Source organism: Acetobacter senegalensis (assembly GCF_001580995.1).
Lineage (GTDB): Bacteria > Pseudomonadota > Alphaproteobacteria > Acetobacterales > Acetobacteraceae > Acetobacter > Acetobacter senegalensis.
The window spans coordinates 25690-42706 of the sequence record NZ_LHZU01000115.1 but is presented as its reverse complement, the minus strand read 5'-3'; the positions used below and the strand labels follow the sequence as shown (position 1 = coordinate 42706).

The window sequence follows — 17017 nt, the reverse complement described above, 5'->3', positions numbered from 1 at the left end:
TTCATCTGCCACCACATTTTCAATGGGTGCCAGAACGGTTGGCGCACGGTTTATCCGTGGGGGCTGGCGGCGCTCAATCCGGATTTCCGGGATAGGCAGAGAGGAATCCGCTGCAAACAGGATTTCCATGTGGTGGCGTTTTTCGATTTCCGCCAGCCAGTCGCGCTTGTTGTTCAGCACATACAGCGCAATCTCTCCGGCCACATGCACCGTAATGGCGGACGCGCGGCGGCGCGCCCCTTCTTCTTCCACAGCGCGCAGCACATGCAGGGCCGAGCTTTCAATGCCACGCACCATGCCGGTGCCCTGACAGTGCGGGCAGGGCGTGAACGCGGCTTCCGCCACGGACGGACGAAGCCGCTGGCGAGACATTTCCAGTAGCCCGAAATGGGAGATAGAGCCCATCTGGATGCGGGCGCGATCATGGCGCAGCGCGTCTTTCAGGCGGCGCTCGATCATGGTGTTGTGGCGGCGGGACTCCATATCAATGAAGTCGATCACAATCAGGCCAGCCAGATCACGCAGGCGGAGCTGGCGCGCGACTTCATCAGCCGCTTCCTGATTAGTGCGGAAGGCTGTTTCTTCAATGTTGCGCTGGCTTGTGGCCTTGCCGGAGTTCACGTCAATCGCAACAAGGGCTTCTGTCTGGTTGATAACCAGATACCCGCCAGACCGCAGGGAAACCACGGGCGAGAACATGGCGTCCAGATGCCCTTCCACATGATAGTGGGTGAAGAGTGGCTGGTTTTCCTTGTTCCACAGGCGCACCTTCTCGGCGTGCTGGGGCATGAGCAGGCGCATGAAGTCCCGCGCGGCTTTCCACCCGCTTTCCCCATCCACCAGAATTTCATTGATCTCACGCGTGTACACATCGCGGATGGCGCGTTTTACAAGGCTTGCTTCCTCGTAAATCAGCGCGGGTGCGACCGACTGAAGTGTGAGTTCACGAATATCATCCCACAGATGCAGCAGATATTCGCAGTCGCGCGTAATTTCCGGGCCGGGGCGCTGGGCACCTGCCGTCCGCACAATCATGGCCATGCCACGGGGCAGGTTGAGGTCGGACACAATATCCCGCAGGCGGCGACGGTCTGCCACGGATGTAATCTTGCGGGAAACCCCGCCGCCACGCAGCGCGTTGGGCATCAGCACACAGTAGCGGCCAGCCAGCGAGATATAAGTGGTAAGGGCCGCACCCTTATTGCCGCGTTCTTCCTTGACCACCTGAACCAGCAGCACCTGACGGCGACGGATGACTTCCTGAATACGGTAGTTGCGCATGAAGCGGGCAATCCGCTTCTGGATCAGCGCTTCTTCGCCGGTATCGGTTTCACCGCCGACATAATCAGGGGTCTTGCTGCGGCCATTGGCGCGGAGAGCGTCTTCGTTCCCTTCGGCGGAGGCTTCGGTTTCCGCGTCTTCGGACTCGTCAGACTCCGTCAGATCCGTTTCAGCTTCGGTCTCATCGGTCCCGTTGTCGGCATCATCCAGCAGGGTTTCTTCTTCAGCCTGCAGCGCGAGTAGCTTTTCACGGTCGGCAACCGGAATCTGGTAGTAGTCCGGGTGGATTTCGCTAAAGGCCAGAAAACCATGGCGGTTGCCGCCATATTCAACAAAGGCGGCCTGAAGGCTGGGCTCTACGCGAACAACGCGGGCAAGGTAGATGTTTCCTTTGAGCTGCTTTTTTGCAGCCGCTTCAACATCATAATCTTCAAGTCTGTTTCCATCCATAACGACAACGCGCGTTTCTTCCGCGTGCGTCGCATCGATCAGCATACGCTTTGACATAAAAAGAAAAACTCCGGTGTGCCGGTGGCCGGCCTGTCCGGTGCGTCCGCTTGGGCGGGTGGGCACGGAACGGGGGCTCTTCCGGCAGGCGAGAATAGGTATTTACGACATAATGAGGGGCAGCGGCCAACCCGGACAGTGAGGTGACGGCAGAGGCACGAAAACAGGAGTCTGTTTCCCCTCTGGTCATGCGCTCAACGTATAGGCTCCGGGCGATGGTCATGTATCCTTCAACCAAAATTTCCTGCTCCCATCCGCGCGGGGCGGCGCTGTAACGCCAGCCGCGCCCTTTGACGTGAAAAGGAGCGGAAACAGGATGCATGACGGGCAATCTGCCTTGGGCCATGCCTACTCACCATGACGCAAAGTGCAACAAACCGCAAGCCATTCAGAATAACTGTTTTTTAGACCTTTCTACGGTGTCATGGTTTGGACATTATCTTTCTTCAGTATCGTCGCAATTTTCAGGGTGCGAGAAATCATGCCGCCAGAGCACCAGCCATTACAGCCTTTCTTCATGCCCGCGTTCCATACGGTGGAGGGAGCGCCAGCCCCTGTGCGGGCCAGCGATAGGGCTACGGCATCCGGGCTGAAAGGCCAGGCAGCGGAGGCCGCAGGCCCCTTTGCTGCAGAGGGCGGTTTGTGTCAGGTCGCCACTGGCGTCTCTCCCGGCAGTTCTGCTGAAGGGGATGCCGCAGGGCTGGAGCCAAAGGAGCAAAGCAGCGTGTTCCCATATCATGCCAAGGCCGGTTTTTCGGCAGGTTCCCTTCTGTTGCCCACGCGGCGCGGGCTCATCAGGGGCGGGGCAGGTCTGGTGATGTTGGGGGCGGCTGGTTCTGTGGCGGAGGCCGCCACGCATGGTGGTAGCGGCGCTGCAAAGCATACGCTGTCAGCCCCTGCCATTGTGGGCAAGGCCAAGCCAGCCCTGCCTCTGGTCATGCTGGACCCCGGCCACGGCGGGAAGGACCCCGGAGCCATTGGCTTTTCTGGCACGTATGAAAAACACGTGGCGGAAGCTGCGGCGGCGGAACTGCAACGCCAACTGGTGGGCACGGGCCGCTACCGCGTGGCGATGACGCGCACGTCTGACCGCTTCATTCCGTTAGATGGCCGCGTGGAACTGGCGCAGCAGCATGGAGCCTCTCTGTTTATCTCCATGCATGCGGATGCGCTGCATAATGCCTCTGTGCGGGGGGCAAGCGTTTACACACATTCCCATGGCGCATCAGATAGTCAGACTGCGGCCCTTGCCCAGACAGAAAACAGTGCGGACCGGTTTGGCGGCCCGCTGGTGCAGGGGGCATCGCCAGAAGTGCAGCAGATTCTGGCCAGTCTGGTGACGGAAGAGGCGCGCCGTGGTTCGGCCCATATGGCCAGTGCCGTGGTGTCTTCCTTCCAAACGCGTATTGCGCTGTTGCCGCACCCACATCGGCATGCCGCATTTGCCGTGCTGAAATCGGCCCAGATTCCATCTGTTCTGGTGGAAATGGGCTTCATGTCCAACCGGCTGGATGAAGCCGCACTGCGGCAGGCCGGGCACCGGGCCATGGTGGCGGGGGCCATGTGTAACGCGGTCAACCGCTATTTTGCCTCCGCCGGGGTTGGGCTGGGGTAAAAGACAACGGTAAAATTGTTACCAAACGGAAAGGAACCCTCTTGGCGGGTGGCTCGGTTTGTTTATAAAATGAAATATTATAACATGACTGAGTGATGCAAAGAGATGAAACAGAGCTATCGTGCCGGCGTAAAACTGGCCTCCCTTCTGGCCAGCGTTTCCGTGCTGGGGGCCGGTATGCTGGTGGCGCAGCCAGCCGCATGGGCTGAAGACGCTAAACCCGCTGCTGAAACTGCCAAGGCCAAGGATGGCGCGGCAGACTTTTTTACCAAACCGCAGAGCGTGACCTCCACCGGCTCCGTTACCGTGCATGGGGCGCATATTGACTATCAGGCTGTCTCCGGCACCCTGATTGTGCATCCTAAAGGCTGGGATGACGCCGTTCTGCCTGATGAGGACAAGGATAAAAAAACACCAGCAGCGGCTTCCATTTTCTATGTGGCCTATTTCAAGAAAGGTGTTCGCCCGGAAAATCGCCCCATTACATTCATTTATAATGGTGGCCCCGGCTCCTCCACCGTATGGCTGCATATGGGTGCGTTTGGCCCCAAAAAGGTTGTTACGGCGGATGATGCACACACACCTGCCGCGCCCTATGCCATTGTGAACAACAATGACAGTCTGCTGGATGTATCTGACCTTGTGTTTATTGATGCGCCCGGCACCGGCTATGGCCGTCTGACCGGCACGGACAAGGAAAAAACGTTCTTTGGCACGGATGCAGATGCCCGTGCCTTTACGGACTTCATTGCCCAGTTTCTCTCCCGCTATGGGCGCTACAATTCCCCCAAATATCTGTTTGGGGAAAGCTACGGCACCACCCGTTCTGCCATTGTTGCCAACCAGTTGGCGGATGATAAAGGCATTGATCTGAATGGCGTTATCCTGCTCTCACAAATTCTGAACTACGATAACGATATTGATGCCGCGCAGATGAACCCCTCGGTGGATCAGCCTTATGTGCTGGCCCTGCCCAGCTATGCCGCCACGGCGTGGTATCACAAGCGTATTCCCAATCAGCCGAGCGATCTGAAGGGCTTCTTGCAGGAAGTAGAGCATTTTGCGCTAACGGACTATACGGCCGCCCTGCAGGATGGAAACAGCATCACGCCAGAAAAACGGGATGCCATTGCCCAGAAACTGCATGACTATACCGGCCTGCCTGTGGACTACATCAAGAAGGCCGATCTGCGCGTAAACGGCGGAGAATTTGAAAAAACCCTTCTTGGGGATAAAGGGGTTGATACAGGGCGTCTGGATAGCCGCTTCTCTGGCCCCACCATGGACCAGCTTTCCCAATATCCGTTTTATGATCCGCAATCTTCGGCCATGTCTTCCGCCTATATTGCTGCGTTTAATGATTACGCGCGCAACACGCTGCATTACGGCAATAGCTCCGTGGTGGGTGATGGGTATCAGGAATACAAATTCTTCTCAGACGCCATTACAAAGTGGGATTTCTCACACGCGCAGCCGAATACGGATTTCCCCATCCATGGGGCTGTAAATGTGCTGCCTGATCTGGCCTCGGCCATGAAGCATAACACCAGCCTGAAAGTGATGCTCAACCAGGGCTATTATGATCTGGGAACCCCGTATTTCGAGGGGATTTATGAAATGCGGCATCTGCCGATTTCTCATGATCTGAGCAAGAATATTCAGATTGTGCAGTATGAATCCGGGCACATGGTCTATGCGCATCAGGACTCTCTGGCCCAGTTGCATGATAACGTGGCTAAGTTCATTACCAGCACGTATGCTCCGCTTTCCGGAAAGTAAGAAAGCGTCAAATTACGTGGTTGCAGAAAAAACCGTCAGATTCATCTGGCGGTTTTTTTGTATCTGAACGTGTCCGTTTTCGTGCTCTCGCCTTCGGGTATCACGCTTTCCTGACAGGCATTATTAGCGGTCTTCTTTGCAGACTGCTATGATGTGAATAGTCCACAAACTGCGTAAAATTGGAACGGGGGAGGGAGGTGTATTCCTTGCTTTGTCGGTAAGCACAAAGACTGCCTGCCCTGTTTAAAGCTGCCCACTTTGTTTGTGCTTCAGGGCCGCCATAAGAAGACTAACGGCAAGCCCTGCTACAGCGCCCAAACCCAGACAATAAAGAACACCCTCCTCAAAATCCCGGTAAAGGCAAAGGAGAAGTGCGAGCGCAGGGGCGCAGGCTCGTACACATTGGTAGAGCCTTTTGCTACCTGTTGTGAGGGGGAACAGCTTGTTGGTACGGGGCTGCAGGCATTCATGTGCCCAGAAAGCACTGGCCCACGCAAGGAAAACACAGAGTGCGATCATGAGGGCTGCCTACGCAGTTTTTGAAACACGATTAGTGCGGCCAGTCCAGTCAACATGACCAACGCATCAAGTGTATAATAGCGGCCCGCATCCTGTAGCCAGCCGTGGCTGTGTGTAAGACCATCCACAACTGGAAGACCAAGCGCCATGAATGCCAGCACCACAAGTTGCGCGCGCCAGCCAGAGTACGCCGTATTTCTGAGCGCGCAGATCAGCCCGTGGAGGGCGGAGAAAGCCCAGAGCATGAAAAACACCTGAATTTCGGCTTCCATGCGCGCATTCATGGAAAGAGGCAGCAGGCGGTTGGCCCAGAACAGTCCGGTAATAGCCAGAGGAAGGCCCACCAGAAGCCCAATAGTCAGACCTTCTGCTGTACGGAACAGGATTTTTTGGCCGGATGCCTTACGCCGCTTCATGAGAAACAGCACCAGACCGCTGCCCATGAGCACCGTGCAGGCCAACCCGGAGAGGAAATAAAGCCAGCGGAGCAGATCGGAAGAAAAACGCGCGTAATGCAGCCCGTGCAGAAGCTCCAGAGTACGGGCCGCCGCACCTTTCTGGATAAAGGAACTGATGACGTGTCCATCCGTACGGCTGAATGTGACCAGATCGCGTGTCAAGAACAGGCTGGCATCATCACTACGGAAAATGCGGATCTGGGTGGGGGAGAACAGGATCAACTCACAGCGCTCCGCCTGCAGGATTTGTTGAGCCTGCGCAATCAATGGCCCGAGCGGGGGTGTGGGCGGCCGGATGGCAGATGCAGGTGGCGCTGAGACGTTTGTTTTTGCCGGAGGGCTGGCCGCCGCAGCGGGAGGCGCCTCGGTCTGCTGCGCGGGCAGGAAGGGGTGGGGCGGCAGAATGCCGCGCGCCCGTATAACTGTTCCTGTGTAGGACATCATGATCAGGAACGGCAGAAACAGAACACCGGTGACAAGATGGGCATCCAGCCACGCACGTGGGCGCGGCCCAAAGGGACGAAACAGGATAAGATCAGGCCACATGGCCTTGATATGAATGGCGATACCAGACCCGACAGCTACCAGAAGGCATACGCCCAGCAGCGTGACAATGGTGCACCCCACCACAGGGCCATTGCGTAAGGCGAAGTGAAAATCATAGAAAAACTGCCCCCCGGCCGTGGCGCGCGCGGGAAAGATATGGCCATCAACAGGGTCCAGCACGGGGCCAATGAACTCATGCCCGTCATAGTGCAGCACGCGGATAACCGGGTCCCGAAGAGAGGGGAGCGTTATGAAGGCAAACAGGTCTTTCTCCTGTTCCGCCATTGTGGTTTCGGCTGCGCGTTGCAGGGCAAGCGGAGTAGGGGCCGGTGGGTGGTCCAGAGTGACCTCCGGCTGCATCCACTGCGTTATTTCCTTGTCAAATACGCTCAGGGTGCCTGTTGCAAAAATGCATGTCAGCACCAGCCCGGCCAGAAACCCGACCCAACTGTGCAACCACCCCATATGAACCCGAAATGTTTCACGCATGAGCAGAAACGTTTGTCATGGTGCGATGCGATTGTAGAGCGCCATTCCGCCGCACAGCACAAGCAGAACCCATAATCCCCAGGCGTGGGTGCGCGCGCCATACCCCAACAGAATCAAAAGCGGCAGCAGGGCTATGGCAACGGCTTCCGCCATGGTGGTGGCGAGTCTGTTTTCCGGACCGTTACCAAGCACAGCATGCATGACAAGAAAATGAGCCATCAGATAGGCAAGCACCGTTGCCGCGGCCAGCCATGCCATGCGCCTGTAAACAGCACGGCGTTTTTCACTCTGTCTGCTCACGGCGGCGGCCGTGTGGCGGGCGAAGGGTTTTCTGGCGGTGTCAGGCATGGCGTTTTGTTACCGCGGTTGAAAGGGGGAGAACAGAGGCTTCTGGGCCATATGACAATAATTACATTTGCGAATAGCTATCAATTGCGTATGAACGGGGGCACGAGAGACGTTCTTCCTGAAGGTGTGAATGATCATGATGAGATGCCTGTTCCTTTCCGGCCGGTGTAGGCGTCACATCCTGCTGGCTACGGTTGTCGTTGTTGCCGGGGCGGGCGCTGCGCCGGTGTATGCGGCAGAAACGCCTGTTGCCAAAGTGTCAGCTAAGCCAGCGTCCGCCGCAGCGCGGAATGCCCGCAGTGCTGGCACGCTTCCGCAGTCTGCCGGGTCATCCGCCGTTGCCCCGCCGACCGCCACGGTGGCGGCTGCCAGCACACCACAGGCAGAGACGGGAACCACACCTGCCAATACGGATGAGCAGATTCTGGTCAAAGCCAAACGCCGCAACCAGATGGAAGTGATCAGCGGTGGCCAGTTGGGTGCGCTTGGCACCAAAAAGGGGCTGGATGTGCCCTTTAACATTCGTAGCTATACGTCCAGCCTTATTCTCAACCAGCAATCCCAGACATTGGGGCAGGTGCTGGAGAACGATCCATCCGTGCGCACAACGTATGGCTATGGCAATTTTTCCGAAATGTTCATTATCCGCGGCTTTCCCGTGTATGGGGATGATGTTGCCATTAACGGTCTGTATGGCATTACGCCGCGCCAGCTTGTGTCCCCACAACTGTATGATCAGGTGCAGGTGCTCAACGGGGCCAGTGCGTTTCTGAACGGGGCGGCCCCCGGTGGCACGGGCATTGGTGGCAACATCAATCTGATGTTCAAACATGCTGAAAACACCCCCATCACCCGTATAACCGGAGATTACACCAGCAAGGCCACGGGTGGCGGCAGCGTGGATCTGGGCCGACGTTTCGGGCAGGATAAAGCCTATGGGCTGCGCCTGAATGTGGCAGGTCTTTCCGGACAGGGTTCAATTGATCACGAACGCAGGCACAGCGCCGCGCTGGGTGCTGATTTTGACTGGCATGATGACCGCACCCGTATCTCGGTTGACATGAACTATCAGAACCAGGGTGTGGAGTGGGGGCGGCCCGGCGTGTTTTTGGGCAGCGGCGTAACAAAGGTTCCGCGTGTGCCCTCGGCGGCCCGAAATTACGGGCAGGCATGGACATATAATGAGCTGAACTACATCTTCGGTATGCTGAATGTAGAGCATGATTTCTCAAAACACCTCACTGCTTATGCAGCTTTTGGCGGCATGGGTGGGAACGAGAAAGGGGATTATTCCTCCCTGACCATTTCTGACGGCCGCACCGGAGATGGCACCAGCGGCAGCATGTATGTTCCTGTTGTGCAGACCAATGAAAGTACCCGCGCAGGCGTGCGGGCGCACTTCAACACCGGGCCGGTCAAGCATGAGATGAATGCAGGCGGATCGGGCCTGTGGGAGGAGTTTGATACGGCCTATGCCATGGCATGGGGGTCTTCCATTGCAACCAACCTGTATCACCCCAACTACGCTGCACCGCTGGAGCAGAATTTTGTTGGTGGAGACATCAATAATCCCAAGCGCAACAGTCAGACACGCCTCTATAGCCTGTATTTTTCAGATACCATGTCTTTCTGGCATGATCGTATCGCGCTGACAGCGGGTTTCCGGTACCAGAACATGCTGATCAATGGGTATGACTATAACGGAGGAGGACTGACCGCCCATTATAATCGGGATGCCATTACCCCCGTTGTGGGGCTGGTTGTTCACCCAACGCGCCGCACGTCCATTTATTTCAACCGCATAGAAGGGCTGGCGCAGGGGCCAACAGCCTCTGGCAGCAATGTTGTTAATCTGGGCCAGATTTTCCCGCCCTATAAAAGTGTGCAGTACGAAATTGGTGCCAAGTATGATATCGGGCGCTTCACCACCACGCTGGCTTTTTATCAGACCTCCCAACCTAATTCCTACACGGCTCCGTATGGGACTGAAGGGGCATTGATTTTCCGTGCGGATGGAAAGCAGCGCAACCGGGGGGCGGAACTGAGCATCAATGGGCAGATCTTGCCCGGCCTGCGTTTTAATGGGGGCGCCACGCTGATTGATGCACAACTGCGCCGTACGGAAGGTGGGGGGGATAACGGCCATACCGCGATCGGGGTGCCCAATTACACCATTAACGGCAATCTGGAATATGATCTGCCGTTCCTCAAAGGCGGCACCGTGGTGGGGCGTGTGGTCAATACCGGCAAGCAGTGGGTGAACACGGCCAACACACTGCACCTGCCTGTGTGGACACGGTTTGATCTGGGTATGCGCTATACATTTGCGGTGCAGCACAAGCCTCTTACCCTGCGGTTTGGGGTGGATAATATTGCAAACACCCGTTACTGGTCTTCCGCATTCAATGGCTATCTGCTTCAGGGTTTGCCAAGAACGTTCAAGTTCTCCTTCACGGCAGACCTGTAAAGGAGCGACAAAGACGTGATGCGCAACCATGCTGGCATGGTCTGGGTAGCACTCTGGTAACGTTTGTTGCACAGCCCATTTGGGGAGAAGGGGGAGCCGAAGAAACCATACTTTCCCGCAGCTGCATCTGTGTGTGCCTGAAAGGTTTTCTGTGTCGGAGGGATGCCGCCACCAAGCTTGAGTGCGCGCGTGGTCAGCCTTAAGACAGATTCAGCTTGGGAGATGTCTCTTGCAGACATTTCCATTTTTGAAACCACCCTTCGGGGTGGTTTTTCTGTTTCTGGACACACATCATGCAAGATAATCGATGCGCAACGGCGGAGGAAGTCGCCGTGCTGCGTGAACGCGTGGCGCGGGTGGAAGGCAGGCATGATCATCTGCGCGATGGGCTGGACCTTCTTTCGCGCCAGTTTTCCGAATTACGGCGGGATCTGACGCAGGCTGTTGATGATAATGCGGCCTGCACACGGCAGGAGATCATGAGCCGCGTTGATGACATGAGCCGTAATACCCATAGGCGTGACGCAGAAGTTTCTGATCGCCTTGCCCGTATAGAAGGCGGCATCCGTCTGGCGAACTGGATTACCGTAACGGTGATTGCAGGTGCCACCACACTCCTTGGCTGGGCCCGGATGGGGGATGCTCTGTGGCATGTCTGGAGGCATGTTCTGGGTGGTGGTGCATGAACACACCCGTTGATATTGCCGCCCGCACAGCATGGGGTGAGGCGCGGGGAGAAGGCTCTCAGGGCATGCAGGCTGTGCTGAATGTGGTGCATAACCGTGTGGTTCAGCCGGGATGGTGGGGGCGGGATGTGATCTCCGTCTGCACGGCACCGGCGCAGTTTTCCTGTTGGAGGCACCAAGACCCCAACAGGGAAAAACTACTGACTGTAACAGCAGAAAACCCACAGTTTCATGAGGCCCTGTTGCTGGCGTTTCAGATGGAACTGGGCCAACTGCCTGATCTTACGGATGGTGCGGACCATTATTTTGATCGTCGTACAGCCCCGCCCGTCTGGGCGTGCGGAAGGTTCTACAGAAAAACAATAGGCCATCACGCCTTTTATCGTATCGGCCTTAAAGGAGAAGGATCATGAAGCAGGTTCTTGTAACCGGCGGCAAGATCAGCAGTATTGTTGCGCTTGTGCCACTTGTGGTTTCTGAAGTCCCGGCGCCATGGGATACCATTTTGTGCACAGTGGTGATTATCTGCGGGGCCATTGCAACAGCAGTGCCAGCGCCACAGGAAGGGTCACGGTGGATGGCGGCATATAAGCTTGTGTCTGTTATCGGCCTGAATTTCGGGTGGGCTGCAAATCACCTCGCCACAGGCCAGAACACGGCAGTGCACCCACAGTCTTCTGACCCGTCAGGCAAGAGTACATCGTAATTTTTCTCTTCAAACGCAAACGCACTCACGGCTGCCTTATGGCGGCTTTTTTTATGGAACACGCACTATGACGCACATTTCACGTCGTACTCTTATGCAGTCGGGCAGTGTGGCCTGCTTGGGCGGACTTCTGGCCGCCTGCACTGTAACCACTCATGGGTCTGTGACCTCTTTTACTTTGGATGTCGCCAAGGTGGAGGCCTATGCGCAGGCAGGATACAACTTTGCGCAGATGCTGCTGGCTGTGCCGAATGTGGCGCAGGGCATTGGCGCGCCACTGGTGGCTGTGGTGGAGGCCTGTGCACAAAACGTATTGGCTGCTCTTGATAGTCTGAAAACGCAGGCAAATGGAAGTCTGACGGTTTCTTACAACAATGCGTCCGTTAAACAGGCGTTTCAGTCCATTCTGGCAGACTTTGAAACCGTGCTCAGCGCGGCCGGGACGTTGTTGCAGGCAGAAGCTGGGCTTTCCCAAACCGTGCGTGACAAGATGAGCCTCGCCATGACAGCAGCCGAGACCATTACCTCTCTTATGCAGGCCATGGTGAGCACGGGCTTGCGTGCAAACGATGTGTCGTCACGCATGAGTGAGAGTGCGGCTCTTGCTGTGCTTGGGGTGTCCGGCTGATGGTGCTGCGTGATCTGCTATGCGTTTTGGCGGGTATGGGGGCGCAGACAGTGCTGGTTATTCTGTTCGTATGGGGCAGACGGCAGCGGCAGTGGCCAGACGCCTGACAGGGTATAGACCGGAGGGAACAACAGGTTCAGGCGAACGTTGTGCCCCTACAGCAAGGAGGATACAGATCATGGAAAAACTGTCTGAAGAGTTTCAGAAACAGCAGAAACCCGCCGCGCGGCTGATTGTATCCGTCAGCGTGGCGCTTGCGGTATTCTTCATGATGGTCGCCAAGGCGATGCGCAACAAATAAAGCCCGTTCGATTTTGCTTTTTGTGGGAAAAGCCTTCCGTAGGGGAGGCTGGTAGACGGGTTTACAATCACCGTTTCTGGCACCGTCTCCTTTCCATGGTATAGGTGTTTCCACCATGCGTTGACCGCGTGTTGGAAGCCTAGAAAAGCATGCTGGATAGACAACATTATTGTGCGAAAAGGGTAATCTGAAAGCGTGATGCGTAGGGAGCGTAAAAAGCGTCTCTATCCCGCTTGCTTTCAGTCAGACGCATAGACCCAGCAAGACGCCACCATGAGGCGCCAGTTACGTCAGTAATCAAGTTTGTCTGTGTGCAGGGATGCACGTTTGCTCTCTGGCGCGATGTTGCCTGGTAATGGTGCAACCGGCCAGCCAAACTGTCCCATGCTTTAATCTGAGGCCGTAGGGAGGAGCCTAACAGGCACTCCGTACGGCCTTCTTCTTTTTTCAGGATCGTTATGCAGAGAAAATTGGGATGTCGGCCCGCGGAGCGTCGGGCCGGGCAACCGCGCTTGTCCGGTTTACGGATGATGGCGCGGAAGGCACCTGCGCGTCTGGTGCGCGACCATATTGACCCGGCACCGCTCCTGCTGGGCAATGATCGGGTGGGGGACTGCACATCGGTTGGGCTGGGCAACCATATCCGGGCCACGGCGGCACTTGCCGGGTTTCAGGTTGCCGTAACCGAGCAGGATGCCCTGCATTTTTACAGCCTCTCCACCGGCTATGATCCCGCTCGTCCGGTAACGGATCAAGGGGGAGTGGAAGTAGATGTTCTGGCATGTGCCGGGCGGGCCGGATATGCGCTGACCACGCAGACCTTCTATCCCTTATGGGGCACGGCAGAGGAGGGTGACTTCAACACTTTGCGGTTGATCATCGCTGGGCTGGGGGCTGCTTATGTGGGAGTGCAACTGGCTCTGGCCGATCAGGCCCCCGGCGTGTGGGATACCCTGAGCCCGGGAGACCAGCGCCCCGGCTCGTGGGGCGGACATTGTGTGCTGGTCTGGGATTATGCCGGAACGGCGGATGATGATCTGGTAACATTGCTGACATGGGGCACGCGGCAAAAATGTACGTGGCGCTGGCTACGGTCCCGCCTGATGGAAGTGCATGGCGTATTATGGCCGCAGCTCATGCTACCGGGTGGCCTTTATCCGACAGGGGATGATCTGGAAAAGCTGCGGGCCGAGAACGCTGCTTTTCTGGGGGCGGCTCTGGTCTGCTGACATAATCCCCTAAAAATGTACCCGCTATCCACAGGCTTACCCACGCAACCATCCGCAGAATCTGGGGATAAGTGGAAAAGCGGCCCGTCTGGTTAAAGGGGGACGGGCCTATGCTCTAAGGGCAGTAATGCGCCTTGTGGGCCTGTGGGGTGTTCACGCTCTGAGCGTTGTCGTGCAAACGGGATCGGCAGGGGGCCGGGAAGATCAGAGGGGAAGTCAAAGCCATAGCCCGCGTAGGTGGCGTGGCCTCTCTGGCGCAAGGAAAAACGGATCATTTCTCTCGGAGGCTGTTATTTCCCTGCGGCTTGCCCTGAATAAGGTCACTCCGCCGTGTTAGGAAACCACAGGTTCACGCTCAACCCTTCGGGGAGCCATTCTCTTTTTACCTTCCCCTCAGCAGAACGAACAAGGCGATCAAGCAGCCCGCTGCCAAAGCCGAATGTGTGTGGTGGGGCGGAAACTGGTGGCCCTCCTGTTTCTGTCCAGTTGAAGCGCAGGTGAGCGTCCTCCTGTTTCCAGTCAAGAGAGACAAGACCGTGGAAACTGCTCAGTGCGCCATACTTCATGGAGTTTGTCGCAAGCTCATGGAAAATGAGAGAGAAGCATGTCACCTCATTTTTGGCGACCTTGATGGCGTCTCCATGCAGTGTGCAGCGCGTGCCATAGGGTTGCAGCACCGCCTGAAGAATACTGCGCAGGTCCATGGCTTCCGTTTGAAGTGGATCATCCCCTTTTCCGTGGCGTGCCAGAGAGGAGACGCGGGCAAGTGCGCTGAGCTTGTCTTTTAGAATATGGGTGGCGCTTGGTGCATCCCCTGCCTGCGCGGCTTCTCTTTCTGATAGGGAGACGAGCCCGTTTACAATGGAAAAAAGATTGCCAATACGGTGCTGCATTTCCTGCGTTAGCACGCGTTCCCGCTCCAACGCTTCTTCCAGTTCAAGCCGCAGGGTGGTTGTCTGCGTGATATCGCGGGAGACACATAAAATGGTGAGGCCGTCTTCAGCCGTTGTTGTCACCAGCGGAATAAGAATGTTGTCCCAATACATGAAGCCGCCCGGGCTACGACTTTTGCCCTGAAAGCGGACCCTCTCACCCCCGGCGGCTTTTGTGAGCGCCTTTTTCCCTTCCTCATACACCTCTGGCGGCAGAAGGGAGAGCCAGGGCATGCCAAAGCCTGATTCACGTGGAACGTTCAGCGCCAGGCAGCCGGCGCGATTCATCATCAGAAGCGTGCCATCGCGCGATAAAACTTTGATGCAGTCCGGCGTGGCATCAAGCATGGCGCTTTGCAGATCAAGAAGCGTGGCAGGAGAGACCGTCTGCAACGCAGGAAAAAGCGCTTTGGCATAAGTTTCAGCTGCTTTTTCCATATGTCCCATGTTTCAGCTCTGCTCGTATTGGTGCGATAGATAATCGGAAACTATGATTACCATATTTTCATGAAACTATGGAAATACTTTTGCGATAAGAAAATTGTAAACGAAACATTAAAATTTATTTCTAATATATTAACGCTGTATAAACCCTCATAACATTTTCGATGAGAGAGTCAATTATGCTTCAAAATAGTGTGGATGTTTTCCATCCTGTTTTTTCTATTTATTTTATTTGTGATGTTCTTTCTTTCTGCACACAAATAGACACATTCCTGCCTTGTTGCCTGATAGCGTAAACGAGTCCTGCTCTCTCTCTCTGCGCGGTCCAGCTTGCAGGGTGGAGAGGCTGCTTCAAAAGCGGGGAGAGGTCGATCACCAGATCCTGCCGATCTTGGTGTTGCACATGAACGCCGCGCCCTTGGTGTCACTCATATGGTGAGGCTCACGCCATTTGTCAGTGTAAAACGCCGAATTCATACTTAGCCCCAGCTTCTTCGGGCCGCTTCTTGCATGCAGGGCGGAGAAGACTGCGTATGGGAACAGAACACATGCACCAAACGTTGAGGCGCTTGATCTATTAAATCGGACTGTAGGAGAAGAGGGGGTGGGTGTAATTTGGCAAGTGAACCAGTCACTCGACCAAATTACACCAAACCCTGTAAACATTCGCAGTAAACTGCGATATGTTGGTGCCCAGAAGAAGACTCGAACTTCCACGACCTTGCGGCCACAGATACCTGAAACCTGCGCGTCTACCAATTCCGCCATCTGGGCTCAGAGGCAACCCGGAGTGTTCCGGGGTGGTGAAGGGGGATTTACTCTGCCTTTGAGGGGCCGTCAACAGAGAAAATGAAAAATATCTGACAGATTTGTGTGGTGCCGCGCTCTGGCCCTGTGGAGTGGAATGGAACACAGTCTGAAACGCCCGCCTGCCAAAGGCTTTTGGCCGTATTTCAAAGGGGTGGGCAGGAGCCAGAGGGCGGACCGAAACGTGACGGCGCGCACTAAAAGATTAAGGCGTGCCGGACGCCCCCAGCCCTGATGAGGGAAGCAGAAGGTTTTTTGGGAATGAGCACAGGTAAGATTGCAACAGTTCTGGGTGGCAATGGCTTTGTTGGGCAGTATGTGGTCCAGAATCTGGCCGAGGCCGGCTATACCGTAAGGGTGGCCAGCAGGCGGCCCGACCGTGCAACTCTTCTGCGCCCCCTGGGGCGGGTGGGGCAGATTGCGCCTTTCTATGCCTCCGTGCTGGATGATGCCTCCGTGGCCTGCGTGGTGGAAGGCGCGTCTATCGTCGTCAATCTGGTAGGTGTGCTGGGCTCCACATCCCGGCAGGGGCTGGAGGCCGTGAATGTGCTGGGCGCTGAGCGTGTGGCGCGTCTTGCCGCCGCTGCCGGTGTGGACAGTTTTGTTCAGATGTCCGCCCTGGGGGCTTCTCCCTCAGCCGCTTCCGCTTACGGGCGTAGCCGCGCTGCCGGGGAGGATGCTGTTAGGCGCCATCTTCCGCACGCCTCGATCGTGCGGCCCTCCATTATCTTTGGCCCGGAAGATCATTTCTTCAATCTGTTCGGCACCATGGCCCGCTATCTGCCGATCTTGCCGGTATATGGCGCCAATACCCGTGTGCAGCCGGTTTTTGTAGGAGACGTGGCGCAGGCACTGGCCCGCATTGCGCTGGATACCACGCTGGCGGGGAAGATCTGGTCTCTGGGCGGGCCGGAAGTTCTCACCATGCGGCAGATTTATCAGTGGGTGCTCAAGGAAACGCAGCGTGACCGCCTGCTGTTTACTGTGCCTTCTGCGCTGGCATCCTTGCAGGCCAGTATTTTTGAGCGGCTGCCGGGTAAGCTGATCACGCGTGATCAGTTGCGGATGTTGTCCGAGGATAATGTGGTGCCCCCCGGCCAGCCGGGATTTGAGGAACTCGGTATCGCGCCGCGCAGTATTGAGAACACTGTGCCCTTCTATCTGGACCGATATCGGGCTGGCGGTGGTCGATCTGGTGTTATGGTTCCAGAGTAAGAGGTTAGGGGTATATAGGTCCGGTTTGATACTTAAATCATATAGGATTTTTGGTTTATT

Annotated in this window: 15 protein-coding genes and 1 tRNA gene; 10 read left to right on the top strand and 6 right to left on the bottom strand. The window is 56.3% G+C overall.

What is annotated here, in order from left to right; genetic code table 11:
- Positions 1 to 1788, bottom strand: a 1788-nt coding sequence (locus tag AD948_RS05475) for an Rne/Rng family ribonuclease (protein ID WP_156478943.1), incomplete at its 3' end; no start/stop codon positions are given.
- An 817-nt stretch (positions 1789 to 2605) separates the two neighbouring features.
- On the opposite strand from AD948_RS05475, the gene AD948_RS05470 reads away from it, so the two are divergent.
- Both AD948_RS05470 and AD948_RS05465 read left to right on the top strand, forming a co-directional pair.
- Positions 2606 to 3403 (top strand): N-acetylmuramoyl-L-alanine amidase family protein, encoded by a 798-nt coding sequence (locus tag AD948_RS05470; RefSeq protein ID WP_156478944.1) that lies wholly within the window; start codon positions 2606 to 2608, stop codon positions 3401 to 3403.
- Between the two features lie 105 nt (positions 3404 to 3508).
- Entirely contained in the window at positions 3509 to 5182 is a 1674-nt protein-coding gene (locus AD948_RS05465; RefSeq protein WP_006560171.1) for a S10 family peptidase, read from the top strand.
- Between the two features lie 243 nt (positions 5183 to 5425).
- Here the strand turns inward: AD948_RS05465 and AD948_RS05460 are convergent, their stop codons facing one another.
- Genes AD948_RS05460 through AD948_RS05450 form a run of 3 tightly spaced genes read right to left on the bottom strand, consistent with a single transcriptional unit; the run spans position 5426 to position 7542 of the window.
- Positions 5426 to 5701 carry a hypothetical protein gene (locus tag AD948_RS05460; RefSeq protein ID WP_061471037.1) on the bottom strand — a complete coding sequence of 92 codons (276 nt, stop codon included), beginning with the start codon at positions 5699 to 5701 and terminating at the stop codon, positions 5426 to 5428.
- A complete protein-coding gene (locus AD948_RS05455; RefSeq protein ID WP_061471036.1) occupies positions 5698 to 7194 on the bottom strand; it encodes a PepSY-associated TM helix domain-containing protein in 1497 nt (498 codons plus the stop codon). The genes AD948_RS05460 and AD948_RS05455 overlap by 4 nt, the downstream gene beginning before the upstream one ends.
- A 15-nt stretch (positions 7195 to 7209) precedes the next feature.
- Positions 7210 to 7542, bottom strand: a complete 333-nt coding sequence (locus AD948_RS05450; protein WP_061471035.1) for a hypothetical protein — start codon at positions 7540 to 7542, stop codon at positions 7210 to 7212.
- A 130-nt stretch (positions 7543 to 7672) separates the two neighbouring features.
- Between AD948_RS05450 and AD948_RS05445 the strand changes: the two genes are divergently transcribed.
- From AD948_RS05445 to AD948_RS05420, 7 genes are all read left to right on the top strand, one after another.
- Positions 7673 to 10009 carry a TonB-dependent receptor gene (locus tag AD948_RS05445; RefSeq protein WP_156478942.1) on the top strand — a complete coding sequence of 779 codons (2337 nt, stop codon included), beginning with the start codon at positions 7673 to 7675 and terminating at the stop codon, positions 10007 to 10009.
- 293 nt (positions 10010 to 10302) lie between these two features.
- Positions 10303 to 10695: a hypothetical protein gene (locus AD948_RS05440; protein WP_006558323.1), complete on the top strand. Its 393-nt coding sequence runs from the start codon at positions 10303 to 10305 to the stop codon at positions 10693 to 10695.
- On the top strand, positions 10692 to 11108 hold the full coding sequence (locus AD948_RS05435; protein WP_061471034.1) for a cell wall hydrolase: 417 nt from the start codon (positions 10692 to 10694) through the stop codon (positions 11106 to 11108). Before AD948_RS05440 ends, AD948_RS05435 begins: the two co-directional genes overlap by 4 nt.
- Positions 11105 to 11401, top strand: coding sequence for a hypothetical protein (locus AD948_RS05430; RefSeq protein ID WP_061471033.1), 297 nt, complete (start codon positions 11105 to 11107; stop codon positions 11399 to 11401). The genes AD948_RS05435 and AD948_RS05430 overlap by 4 nt, the downstream gene beginning before the upstream one ends.
- Positions 11402 to 11468: 67 nt before the next feature.
- Complete coding sequence (locus tag AD948_RS05425; RefSeq protein WP_061471032.1) at positions 11469 to 12029, top strand: hypothetical protein; 561 nt, start codon at positions 11469 to 11471, stop codon at positions 12027 to 12029.
- 178 nt (positions 12030 to 12207) lie between these two features.
- Positions 12208 to 12330, top strand: a complete 123-nt coding sequence (locus AD948_RS18850) for a hypothetical protein (protein WP_254909390.1) — start codon at positions 12208 to 12210, stop codon at positions 12328 to 12330.
- Positions 12331 to 12788: 458 nt separating this feature from the next.
- A complete protein-coding gene (locus tag AD948_RS05420; RefSeq protein ID WP_082782313.1) occupies positions 12789 to 13559 on the top strand; it encodes a hypothetical protein in 771 nt (256 codons plus the stop codon).
- A 320-nt stretch (positions 13560 to 13879) separates the two neighbouring features.
- Here the strand turns inward: AD948_RS05420 and AD948_RS05415 are convergent, their stop codons facing one another.
- Positions 13880 to 14929 (bottom strand): sensor histidine kinase, encoded by a 1050-nt coding sequence (locus AD948_RS05415; protein WP_169797386.1) that lies wholly within the window; start codon positions 14927 to 14929, stop codon positions 13880 to 13882.
- 693 nt (positions 14930 to 15622) lie between these two features.
- Positions 15623 to 15709 (bottom strand) — tRNA-Leu (locus AD948_RS05410).
- Positions 15710 to 16003: 294 nt separating this feature from the next.
- Between AD948_RS05410 and AD948_RS05405 the strand changes: the two genes are divergently transcribed.
- Positions 16004 to 16957, top strand: coding sequence for a complex I NDUFA9 subunit family protein (locus AD948_RS05405; protein WP_045541621.1), 954 nt, complete (start codon positions 16004 to 16006; stop codon positions 16955 to 16957).
- Positions 16958 to 17017: the final 60 nt, after the last annotated feature.

Bases quoted from the DNA above. Each gene is read 5' to 3' on its own strand.
- AD948_RS18850 (WP_254909390.1), top strand. From the start codon at position 12,208: ATGGAAAAACTGTCTGAAGAGTTTCAGAAACAGCAGAAACCCGCCGCG.
- AD948_RS05455 (WP_061471036.1), bottom strand. From the start codon at position 7,194: ATGCGTGAAACATTTCGGGTTCATATGGGGTGGTTGCACAGTTGGGTC.
- AD948_RS05415 (WP_169797386.1), bottom strand. From the start codon at position 14,929: ATGGAAAAAGCAGCTGAAACTTATGCCAAAGCGCTTTTTCCTGCGTTG.
- AD948_RS05450 (WP_061471035.1), bottom strand. From the start codon at position 7,542: ATGCCTGACACCGCCAGAAAACCCTTCGCCCGCCACACGGCCGCCGCC.
- AD948_RS05470 (WP_156478944.1), top strand. From the start codon at position 2,606: ATGTTGGGGGCGGCTGGTTCTGTGGCGGAGGCCGCCACGCATGGTGGT.
- AD948_RS05435 (WP_061471034.1), top strand. From the start codon at position 10,692: ATGAACACACCCGTTGATATTGCCGCCCGCACAGCATGGGGTGAGGCG.
- AD948_RS05445 (WP_156478942.1), top strand. From the start codon at position 7,673: ATGATCATGATGAGATGCCTGTTCCTTTCCGGCCGGTGTAGGCGTCAC.
- AD948_RS05430 (WP_061471033.1), top strand. From the start codon at position 11,105: ATGAAGCAGGTTCTTGTAACCGGCGGCAAGATCAGCAGTATTGTTGCG.
- AD948_RS05460 (WP_061471037.1), bottom strand. From the start codon at position 5,701: ATGATCGCACTCTGTGTTTTCCTTGCGTGGGCCAGTGCTTTCTGGGCA.
- AD948_RS05425 (WP_061471032.1), top strand. From the start codon at position 11,469: ATGACGCACATTTCACGTCGTACTCTTATGCAGTCGGGCAGTGTGGCC.
- AD948_RS05465 (WP_006560171.1), top strand. From the start codon at position 3,509: ATGAAACAGAGCTATCGTGCCGGCGTAAAACTGGCCTCCCTTCTGGCC.
- AD948_RS05405 (WP_045541621.1), top strand. From the start codon at position 16,004: ATGAGCACAGGTAAGATTGCAACAGTTCTGGGTGGCAATGGCTTTGTT.
- AD948_RS05420 (WP_082782313.1), top strand. From the start codon at position 12,789: ATGCAGAGAAAATTGGGATGTCGGCCCGCGGAGCGTCGGGCCGGGCAA.
- AD948_RS05440 (WP_006558323.1), top strand. From the start codon at position 10,303: ATGCAAGATAATCGATGCGCAACGGCGGAGGAAGTCGCCGTGCTGCGT.